The sequence below is a fragment of the Candidatus Methylomirabilota bacterium genome, from assembly GCA_036005065.1.
GTDB lineage: Bacteria > Methylomirabilota > Methylomirabilia > Rokubacteriales > DASRDR01 > DASYQW01.
In genome coordinates this window covers 1-9,716 of sequence record DASYQW010000271.1, presented here as the reverse complement: position 1 = coordinate 9,716, position 9,716 = coordinate 1, and the positions used below count along the sequence as shown (strand labels likewise).

The window sequence follows — 9,716 nt, the reverse complement described above, 5'->3', positions numbered from 1 at the left end:
GTCACTTCGGGGGGTCTGGGAAGACCCCCCGATGCTCCCCCGTCGTGGCAGCGGCGAAGCCGCCGCTCGGAGCACTCCTCGATGCACTATGCGCTCGGTGGCCGGCGCCGGGATACTCCATCGGGCCCCAAGCCGGCGCGGCGCGGCGAGGCCGCGGCGCGCCGGCTGCAGAATCGCCACGCTCGCGGCCGAGGCCTTCCTCCCCGTCTTCCCGCGCTCGTAGCGACCGCATCTGCGCTCTCGGTCTTCGCGGCGCGGCCGAATCTGTCGCGTCCAGGGGCAACCTCCTGGCGGCGGACTCGCCTCACCCTGCTGTCGGCCACTCGCTGCCGTTCGGGTGAGTGGACCAGTCGGTCCGCTGGAAAGCCTTGACGAAAGCGCGGGCGTACCCGCCGCGCGGTCCCTGGGGGAGTCTGACCAAGATGACCTTCACGGAAGCCGGCGTGTCAATCGCGCGCACGGTCCTGACGAACGCTCGGTCCCGCGTGAAGAACAGGTCGTAGGATGGGGCGAGCTCCTGGTAGAGCCCGCCGTTGTCCAGGCCGGTCAGGTGAAGGGTCGCGACGGAATCAACCTCGTGACCGAGCTCTCGGAGGGCATGCCGGACCGACTCCGGCATGTTCTCGTCGAGAAGAATTCTCATGGAGCAGCGATGCGTTCCGAATGCGCCAGCTCCTCCAGGGCCCCCCTGATGGCCTCCTCAGTCAGGCCGGGGTACTCCTTCACGATCTCCGGGATCGTCCAGCCGGCGGCCAGCGTCTCCAGTAGAAACTCCATCGAGATGCGGGTTCCAGCGATTCGTGGCTTCCCGCCCAAGTGCTCCGGATCGGCCACGATCCACTTCAAGCTGACACCTCCTTTCCAGATGACCTCGATCTTGCTCGACCGTTCTGGGACCGCGCGGACCGCTTCGGACCGAGCCCGGATTGAACTGACCCACGACGTGGTCTTTCCGCACGTCCCTCGTCGTGAAGCTACCCCGTGAGGCGCTCGTAGCGGCCGTAGTCCCAGGCCGCATCCATGAACCACTGGACGATCTCCGGCTTGGAGCGCGGCGGGATCTCGCACGAGGTCGAGAGGATCCAGCCCGAGTACCGGGCGGCGGCGGCGACACAGCGGCGCACCTCGGCCTCGATCTCGGCCTTGGTGGCCCGCTCGAAGAGCGTGGCGTCGACGTTCCCGATGGCCACCGCCCGCTGCTTGGACACCTCCATGAAGCGGGCGAGCTGGTCCACCTGGAGCTTGGGGTCGGCCTGCTGGTCGAGGTCGAAGGAGATGGTCGTGAAGCCGCACCGGATCAGGTCCTCGTAGATCGGGTAGGTCGTGCCGCAGATGTGGGTCGTGAGACCCACCTTCTTGGCCTTGAAGTACTCGACCAGCTCCTTGTGATAGGGGGCGATGAACTCGCGGTAATTGTCGGGAGAGATCAGGCTGATCGAGGCGGTGGGCTCCGAGTAGGAGAGCCCGATCCGGGTCTTGGCGATGGCGTCGCCCCAGCGCTTGCAGTACTCCGTGGTGAAGCGCATCAGCTCGTGGATGAAGCCCGGGTCCTCGAAGGTGTCCAGCAGCATGACCTCCGGGTTCCGCATGAGCATGGCGATGGTCCAGGGGCCGACCGCCACCGCGCCCACCGCCGTGGGAAGCTTGGCCGCCACCAGTCCCTCGCAGACCTCGAGGAAGGCGGGCAGCCGCCCGTCCTTGTCGGGATCCGGGATCGAGAGCGTGGCCAGCTTTCCCTTGTCCTCCTGGAGGACGTGCGTCTCGATGGAGGGAACGACGTAGTCCGAGTACTTCACGCCGCAGCCGGTCGCCTCCGCCTCCTTGGCGAGATCGTTGTAGGCGAGGACGACGTCGGGCTGGTGACGCTCGTAGTAGTTGAGCATCGCCTTGATGGCCTTCGACGGCGTGGTGCAGAACTCCTCGATCGAGAGCCCGTCGAGGGTGCCCGCGTAGGAGGCCACGATGGGATAGACCGGGACGCGGTCCGCGAAGGAGCGCTTGTAGGCGGCCACCACCCGGTCCCGCGGGGTGTACTGCGTCTTGCCCTTCTCCACGTCGAGCAGCTTGAGGGCGTCCATGTACTTCGGCGGCATCTTCGCCTCGTACTCCATGAACTGCGTGATCGGATAGCGGATCCCGCCCCGGTGCGTCCCCTCCAGCCCCTCGATGATCTCGCCCATCTTGGCCCACGGGATGGTGAAGGCCATCTCGTGGTCCTGGGTCTGGCCGAAGATCCGGTCACCCGAGCAGGGGAGGATGACCTGAGGCTCGCCGGTCTGCATGGTGGTGACGATGATGTCCGCGCAGACCGCCCGGCCCTCGAACGAGGAGGTGAGTCGCCCGCCCCGCTTCCAGAGCGCAGCCTGGGTGAGCCGCATCACCTGGGCCGGATTCGCGTAGACCACCACCAGGTGGGGCTCGAAGGTCGCGCGGTCGAGCGGGCAGACGAGGAGGCAGGTGTACTCGCCGGGGGCGAACTTGTCGACCGCCGCCTCCGAGCGTGCCCCGGCCGCCTTGGTCTCGGTGTACATCCCCTCGCAGAGGGTCCCCGAGGTGTAGAGGTGGGTCGGCTTGTCGAAGCCGATCGCCGTGATCCCGAGGGAGCAGACGTGGTCGTCGCGGGTCAGCGCGATCAGCCATCCGTACCGGCGCGCCATGTCGATGACCTGGCAGTTCATGGAGAGCTTGCCGAAGTCACGCGCCGGCCGTTTGGCCCGCTCGGGGATCGCCTCGCCCGGCTTGAGCATCCGGATCGCGACCGGGAAGGTCTGCGGGCGGATGTAGGTCTGCAGAGCCTGGTCGGCGGTCTTCGCGTCCACCATCGGTGTCTCCTCATCCAGTGCGGGCTCGGGCGCCAGGGGCCGGGGCGGCCGTTCGGGGGCGGGTCGAGGCCGGCGCGTGCTCGCCAAGCTGGCGGATTTTCACGTCGAAGCGTACCCGTGGCGCTCGGCGGTGTCAAGCGGTCGATCGGCTCGCCCGGCCGATGCCCTCCGGAGGCTTTCTCCGAGCGGCGGCTTGCCGCCGCCACGATCCTTGAGGTCTCGGAGGGGGTGTTCCGACACCCCCTCCGATGAACTCACTCTCCGGGCGTGTACCGAAAGCGCCACGTCAGCGTGAACGCGGCCCACCAGGATCGCCTCTCCGTCCGCGGGTCGGTGTGGCGGGCGAGTCCCTCGGGGGGGCTCACCTCGAGGGTGAGGCTTTGGGGGCCGGGGCCGATGAGCGCCACGTTCGCTCCGTAATGGAAGCCGTCGCGCGACACCATGGGCTCGAGCACCCCCTCCTGCCGGCGCCCGGTCGGCTCGTGCACCAGCACGAACGGGATCCTGAGATAGGGGACGTCGTCGTCGGGGTCGAGCCCGTACGGGTTGCCCCGGACCGCCTCCACCTCGACCTGGAGATGGATGACGTGGGGTCCTTCGACGGCGGGTCGCGGGGGATCGAGCGAAACCGCCCACGGGAGGTAGCCGACGCGGACCCGGATCCCCGCCTGGACCGCGGGCTCGCCGACCGGAACGAGGCCCTGGCCCCGGGCCGGGACGGCCGGTAGCGCGGCCAGCACGAGCCAGACACCGAGGGCGGCCCAGCGGCAGCTCACGGCTTCTCTCCCTTCGACACCCGGGCCTCCGCGGGGATTATAATAGCGGCCACTGGGCAACGCCACTCGCCCGGCTTCTCATCGGAAAGGACAGGTCGATGATGACGGCACCTAGCGCGAGCTACAGCATGACGATGCGTCTCGAGATCCGGAACCGGCCCGGCATGCTCGGCAGGGTCACCTCCGCCATCGGCCGCGCCGGCGGCGACATCGGGGCGGTCGACCTCGTCCAGGTGGACGCCAGGACCATCGTCCGCGACATCACCTTCAACGCGCGCGACGACCGGCACGGCCAGGCCGTGGTCGACGCCGTCCGTCGCGTGGCCGGCGTGCGCGTCGTCAACGTCTCCGATCGCACCTTCCTGATGCACCTCGGGGGCAAGATCGAGGTACGCGGCAAGGTGCCGGTCAAGACGCGGGACGACCTGTCGATGGCCTACACACCCGGCGTCGCCCGCGTATGCCTGGCCATCCACGACGACCCCCAGAAGGCCTATGCCCTCACCATCAAGCACAACACCGTGGCCGTCGTCACCGACGGCACCGCAGTGCTCGGGCTCGGCGACATCGGACCCAAGGGCGCCATGCCGGTCATGGAGGGCAAGGCGCTCCTGTTCAAGGAGTTCGCCGGGGTGGACGCCTTCCCGCTGTGCCTCGCCACCAAGGACGTCGACGAGATCGTGGCCATCGTGCGGGCAGTCTCGCCGGTCTTCGGCGGGATCAACCTCGAAGACATCGCGGCGCCCCGCTGCTTCGAGATCGAAGAGCGGCTCCGGAAGGAGCTCGACATCCCGGTATTCCACGACGACCAGCACGGGACGGCCGTCGTCGTGCTGGCCTCGCTCCTCAACGCCCTGAAGGTCGTCAAGAAGAAGATGAGTGACGTCCGCGTCGTGTTCTCCGGTGCCGGCGCCTCCGGCATCGCCACCGCCAAGCTCCTGATGGCGGTGGGCTGCCGCTATGTCATCGGCTGCGATCGCGCCGGCGCGCTCTACCGGGGCCGGCGGGAGAACATGAACACCGTCAAGGCCTGGTTCGCCGAGCACACCAACCCCAAGCGCCTGCAGGGCAGCTTGGCCGACGCCCTGCGAGGGGCCGATGTCTTCATCGGGCTCTCGGGTCCCGGCGTGGTGAGCCCCAAGGACATCCGCCGGATGGCCCGGGATCCCGTGGTGTTCGCCATGGCCAACCCGGTCCCCGAGATCATGCCGGAGGAAGTGCACGGCGCCGTCCGCGTGATGGCGACGGGCCGGTCGGATTATCCGAACCAGATCAACAACGTGCTCTGCTTCCCCGGCTTCTTCCGCGGCCTCCTGGATGTGCGGGCGCGGCTCGTGAACGACGAGATGAAGATCGCCGCCGCCCGGGGCATCGCCTCGATCATCACGCCGAGCGAGCTCGGCGAGGAATACGTCATCCCGTCCGTCTTCGACAAGCGCGTCGTGGACGCCGTGGCCGACGGGGTCGCCCGCGCCGCGGCTCAGACGGGGGTGGCGCGCCGACGGCGTCGCGTGCCCACCGGGACGCCCGCGCGCAACTGAGGGTCGTCCCCCTCGTGAGCCGGGCGGCGGCGATCGCCGCGGCGCTGGCGCTCGGGCTGGCGGCGGCAGCCCTCGCGGCCGGCGCCGAGGCCCTGCTCCCGCGCCTCGGGCCGGCGCCGAACTTCGCGCTCACGACCCAGCAGAACGACCGGCTGTGGCTGACGCAGCTCCGCCACCGTGTCGTGGTCCTGACATTCACCTGCACGGCCTGCCAGGCGTGTCCCGGAGTCCTTCCGTTTCTCTCGGGGCTGGCCCGCGACCTGCGGGATGCCGCCGGTCGCGCGGTGTTCTTCGTGGTGGTCACCGTCGATCCCGCGCGTGACAGCGCGCCTGTTCTCCGCCGGTTCGCCCGGGACCGCCGGCTGGATCCCGTCGCGTGGCTCCTCCTGACCGGCAAGCCTTCGGAGATCGACGTCGTGACTCGCTGGTATGGTGTCGCCGTCCATCGACAGGACGGGGGCGTGAGCCACGACTGCCTCGTCGTCCTCATCGACGGCGGGGGGACGATCCGCGGTCGTTACGGCCTCGACGACCTGGCGCAGCTCCGCCGGGGCGTCGATGCTCTCCGGGCCGAGGGGACCGGCTCCTGACAGTGGGCGCCCTCCGGCATCGCCTTTGCTGCCTTCCGTCTAGCCGAGATGGATCTGCTGTCCAGGGATGACTTGCGTGCGCTCATCGAGGAGCGCGCCGACCCTTGTGTGTCGGTGTTCCTGCCGACGCACCGGGCCGGCCCGGCCGAGCTCCAGCAGAATCGCATCCGGCTGAAGAACCTGCTCCGCGAGGCGGAGGACCGGCTGGTCGAAGGTGGGCGGCGGGCCTCGGCCGCCCGGGAGATCGTCGGGTCGGGGCGAGCGCTTCTGGAGGACGGTGCGTTCTGGCGCCATCAGGCCGACGGCCTCGCTCTCTTCCTCACGCCGGCCGGGTCCCGGCACTATCGGCTGGCGCTCCGCTTCCCCGAGCTGGTGGTCGTCGGCCCGCGCTTTCACGTGAAGCCTCTCCTCCCGCTCTTCGCCGAGGACGGCCGCTTCTACGTGCTGGCCCTGAGCCAGAAGGACGTCCGCCTGCTCCAGGGCACCCGGCAGAGCGTCACCGAGGTCGATCTGACCGGCGTCCCCCGGAGCCTCGCCGAAGCCCTGCGCTACGATCAGTTCGAGAAGCAGCTCCAGCTCCACACCGCCTCGGGCCCGGGCCGGGGTGGTCGGGGCGCGGTGGTCTTCCACGGCCAGGGCATGGACATGGAGGACACCAAGGCGAACATCCTGCGCTACTTCCAGCAGATCGACGCCGGGCTCCGGGATTTTCTGCGGGAGGAGCGCGCGCCGCTCGTGCTCGCCGGCGTCGAGTACCTGTTCCCGCTCTACCGCGAGGCGAGCGCGTATCCCCATCTCCTGGAGACGGGAATCGCGGGGAATCCCGAGCTGCTCCGCGCCGAGGAGCTCCACGCCCGAGCGTGGGACGTCGTGAAGCCGCACTTCCAGAAGGCCCAGGCGCAGGCGGCGGCCCGGTACCAGGAGCTGGCCGGGACCGGCCGCGCCTCCGACCGTTTGGAAGAGGTCGTGCCGGCGGCCCACCAGGGGCGGGTCGATTCCCTGTTCGTGGCCGTCGGCGCCGAGCGGTGGGGGACCATCGGGCCGGACGGCCGCGTGGCCGAGAGCCGGACCAGCCCGGCGCCGGGCGACGAGGATCTCCTGAACGTGGCGGCGGCCGAGACCGTCCGCAACCGCGGGACGGTCTACGCCGTCGAGCCCTCCCAGGTACCGGGCGGGGCCGAGCTGGCCGCCATCTTTCGCTACTGAGGCGGCCCCCGCGCGTCCGCCATGAAGACGCGACTGCTTCACGACAAGGAGGAAAAGACGTTCGTCCTCGTCTTCGACCGGGGCGACGAGGTCATGGCCGGACTCACGAGCTTCGCCGAGCGGGAGCGGCTCGCGGCCAGCCACTTCACGGCGATCGGCGCCTTCAGCAGCGCCGTGCTCGGCTACTTCGACCGCCAGCGGAAGGACTATGCGCGGATCCCGGTCCGGGAGCAGGTGGAGGTGCTGTCGCTGATCGGGGACGTGGCCACCAAGGACGGCCGGCCCGCCGTCCATGCCCACGTGGTGGTCGGCAAATCGGATGGCACGGCCCACGGCGGGCACCTCCTCGAAGCCCACGTGTGGCCGACGCTGGAGGTGATCCTCACGGAATCCCCGCGACATCTCCGGCGCCGTCTCGACGCGGCGACGGGGCTCGCGCTGATCGACCTCGGGGCAGCCTGATCTCGCCCGGTGTCCGCCTCCCGTCGCGCTGCCGGCAGCCCGATTGCATCGACCTATCCTGCCAAGGGGGTGCATCATGCTGCACAGCGCGCGTGAGCTCGTCGGCTACACGATCGGGGCGACTGACGGCGATATCGGGGCGGTCCACGACTTCTACTTCGACGACGAAAGCTGGACGATCCGGTACCTCGTGGCAGATACCGGCGACTGGCTTCCGGGCCGAAAGGTCTTGATCTCGCCGATGGCGCTCCGGGAGCCCCGGTGGACGACCCAGCGGCTGCCGGTCGGCCTCACCCGGGCGCAGGTCGAGCGGAGCCCGGGCGTCGACACCGCCAGGCCCGTCACCCGGCATTACGAGGCCGAGCTGGCGGGCCACTACGGCTACCCTTACTACTGGGCCGGTCCGTACCGGTGGGGCGCGGGCCCGTACCCGTTCGCGCCGATCGCCCCGGAGCCGGTCCCGGTCGAGCCCGAGGCCCTGACCACCCTGGAGCGGGAGGGCATGGCGAACGTGGAGCACCGCGACAGCGACCGACACCTCCGCAGCGTGCAGGAGGTCAGGGGATATTACATCCAGGCCGCGGACGGCGACATCGGCCACGTCGACGACTTCCTCATCGACGACAGGACGTGGGCGATCCGGTACATGGTCATCGACACCCGGAACTGGTGGCCGGGGAAGCAGGTCCTGGTATCGCCGGAGTGGATCGCGGCCGTCAGCTGGAACGATTCCAAGGTCCACATCGATCTGAGCCGGGAAGTCGTCAAGAGCGCCCCGGAGTACGACCCAGCGCATCCGCTCGAGCGGGAGCTGGAGAGCCGGCTCCACGAGCACTACGGACGGCGGAAGTACTGGGAAACGGAGGATCGCGACCGGGCGGCGTGACGCTGGCGTCGAGGCGTCGTGCGGGCGGCCGCGCTTCCCAGCGCGGCCGCCCGTGCGTTTGGACGCCAGGGGCTGTGGGGCGGCCGGCAGGGCTCCGCCCTCACGCCCGGCCGAGGTCAGGCGGCTGCCGGCCGGATGGCGGCCGACTCGTTGAGCCGGCGCTCCACCATCTGCCAGTCGATGTTCCGGAAGAACGCCGTGATGTACTTCCCCCGCTCCGTCGCCTTGTAATCCCGCATGTACGCGTGCTCCCACACGTCCATGACGAGCAGCGGCTTGAAGCCGGCCGGGACGCCGTCCTGATGGAGCGTGATCCAGTGGTTGGTCAGCCGTTCAGTGGCCGGATCCTCGAACAGGATCACCCAGCCCACCCCTCGCATCTCCCCGATCGCCTGGAAGTCGGCCATCCACTGCTCGCTCGACCCGAAGGATTGACCGAGGGCCTGGGTCAGGCCCGAGCCGGCGGGGGGCTGCGGCTCGGCGGCCCGCCGGAGGTTGGAGAAGTAGTACTCGTGGAGGAGCATTCCGTTGTACTCGAAGCCGAGGCGGCGCGTGAGCTCGGCGAACTCCGGGCTCTTGCCCGAGGCCTCGCCGCGGCCGATCAGGGCGGCCAGTTCCTCGTTCAGCTGGTTCACCTGCTTGACGTAGCCGGCGTAGAGCGCGAGGTGCTCGGTGATCTGGGCATCCGAGATCCCCTCGAGCCCCCGGAGCTGGTCGAACACCTGCTCCTTGTACTTCTTGGGCTGGAACGTCTTCGCTTGGTAGGTCGCCACGTTCTCCCCTTTCTGCCCTCCTTCTCCCAGTGTAACGCACGCCTCGACTTCTGGCGAGGCGCGCGGGCGCCGGTGCCCGGATGCGGGGCTGGCGCTACCGCCGGCGCCTGGCCTATAATCCTTGACATCCAGCTAGGCTGAATCGGCGGACATGAGGAATCTGCGGAGTCCCTGATGTTCCCGCGCCGGACCTTCCCCGCGACACTCGAGGCGGTCGCGCGCGACTACGCAACGGCCCTGGGCCTCCCGATCGTGCTTCACTGCCCGTCGCGCGGGTACAGCCGCCGCCGCCTCGACCGCCGGCTCCACGTCCACCTCCACGCCCTCCCGCTTCGGCCTCTCTGGCTCGCTCTCTCGTCGGAGGCGTCCACTGTCCGCGTCCCGGTCGTGCTGGGCCACCGGCTGGTCGAGACGGACGCCTACGCTCCTCCGGGGCGCCTGGCCCGGGGTGTGAGCCTCACCGACGAGGATGGCCTGGCGGTCCTGCACGTGCTCGTCAACAACATCTACATCCTGTTCGACCTGGCTGGGCAGCCCGAGCCGCTGGCGCGGCTGCTCCTTCGCAAGAGCCTGGACCTCGCCCTTCCCCATGTCAGGGCCTGGATCTCCGAGGTGGCAGCCCTCCCGGAGCCGCGGCTCAAGGTAGTCGTGAACCGGCTT

At 69.5% G+C, this 9,716-nt stretch carries 11 protein-coding genes; 6 read left to right on the top strand and 5 right to left on the bottom strand.

From position 1 onward, the window contains the following. Positions 1-304: 304 nt before the first annotated feature. From VGW35_18825 to VGW35_18810, 4 genes are all read right to left on the bottom strand, one after another. On the bottom strand, positions 305-643 hold the full coding sequence (locus VGW35_18825) for a DUF5615 family PIN-like protein (GenBank protein ID HEV8309722.1): 339 nt from the start codon (positions 641-643) through the stop codon (positions 305-307). Then, positions 640-846, bottom strand: coding sequence for a DUF433 domain-containing protein (locus tag VGW35_18820; GenBank protein HEV8309721.1), 207 nt, complete (start codon positions 844-846; stop codon positions 640-642). The genes VGW35_18825 and VGW35_18820 overlap by 4 nt, the downstream gene beginning before the upstream one ends. Positions 847-974: 128 nt before the next feature. Next, positions 975-2,822 carry a uroporphyrinogen decarboxylase family protein gene (locus VGW35_18815; protein ID HEV8309720.1) on the bottom strand — a complete coding sequence of 616 codons (1,848 nt, stop codon included), beginning with the start codon at positions 2,820-2,822 and terminating at the stop codon, positions 975-977. Positions 2,823-3,076: 254 nt separating this feature from the next. Then, entirely contained in the window at positions 3,077-3,598 is a 522-nt protein-coding gene (locus VGW35_18810; GenBank protein HEV8309719.1) for an iron transporter, read from the bottom strand. 128 nt (positions 3,599-3,726) lie between these two features. Between VGW35_18810 and VGW35_18805 the strand changes: the two genes are divergently transcribed. From VGW35_18805 to VGW35_18785, 5 genes are all read left to right on the top strand, one after another. Next, a complete protein-coding gene (locus tag VGW35_18805; protein HEV8309718.1) occupies positions 3,727-5,139 on the top strand; it encodes an NAD-dependent malic enzyme in 1,413 nt (470 codons plus the stop codon). 14 nt (positions 5,140-5,153) lie between these two features. Further along, positions 5,154-5,729, top strand: coding sequence for an SCO family protein (locus VGW35_18800; GenBank protein HEV8309717.1), 576 nt, complete (start codon positions 5,154-5,156; stop codon positions 5,727-5,729). 108 nt (positions 5,730-5,837) lie between these two features. After that, positions 5,838-6,935 (top strand): hypothetical protein, encoded by a 1,098-nt coding sequence (locus VGW35_18795; protein ID HEV8309716.1) that lies wholly within the window; start codon positions 5,838-5,840, stop codon positions 6,933-6,935. 21 nt (positions 6,936-6,956) lie between these two features. Next, on the top strand, positions 6,957-7,397 hold the full coding sequence (locus VGW35_18790) for a PPC domain-containing DNA-binding protein (GenBank protein ID HEV8309715.1): 441 nt from the start codon (positions 6,957-6,959) through the stop codon (positions 7,395-7,397). A 76-nt stretch (positions 7,398-7,473) separates the two neighbouring features. After that, entirely contained in the window at positions 7,474-8,283 is an 810-nt protein-coding gene (locus tag VGW35_18785) for a PRC-barrel domain-containing protein (protein ID HEV8309714.1), read from the top strand. A gap of 116 nt (positions 8,284-8,399) precedes the next feature. Here VGW35_18785 and VGW35_18780 read toward each other — a convergent pair whose 3' ends face one another. Next, entirely contained in the window at positions 8,400-9,056 is a 657-nt protein-coding gene (locus VGW35_18780) for a Fe-Mn family superoxide dismutase (GenBank protein HEV8309713.1), read from the bottom strand. A 174-nt stretch (positions 9,057-9,230) separates the two neighbouring features. On the opposite strand from VGW35_18780, the gene VGW35_18775 reads away from it, so the two are divergent. Further along, the coding region (locus VGW35_18775; protein HEV8309712.1) for a hypothetical protein at positions 9,231-9,716 on the top strand (486 nt) is incomplete at its 3' end.

Excerpts from the sequence above, each read along its gene's own strand:
- VGW35_18805 (HEV8309718.1), top strand. The coding sequence starts at position 3,727 with ATGACGATGCGTCTCGAGATCCGGAACCGGCCCGGCATGCTCGGCAGG.
- VGW35_18825 (HEV8309722.1), bottom strand. The coding sequence starts at position 643 with ATGAGAATTCTTCTCGACGAGAACATGCCGGAGTCGGTCCGGCATGCC.
- VGW35_18815 (HEV8309720.1), bottom strand. The coding sequence starts at position 2,822 with ATGGTGGACGCGAAGACCGCCGACCAGGCTCTGCAGACCTACATCCGC.
- VGW35_18790 (HEV8309715.1), top strand. The coding sequence starts at position 6,957 with ATGAAGACGCGACTGCTTCACGACAAGGAGGAAAAGACGTTCGTCCTC.
- VGW35_18785 (HEV8309714.1), top strand. The coding sequence starts at position 7,474 with ATGCTGCACAGCGCGCGTGAGCTCGTCGGCTACACGATCGGGGCGACT.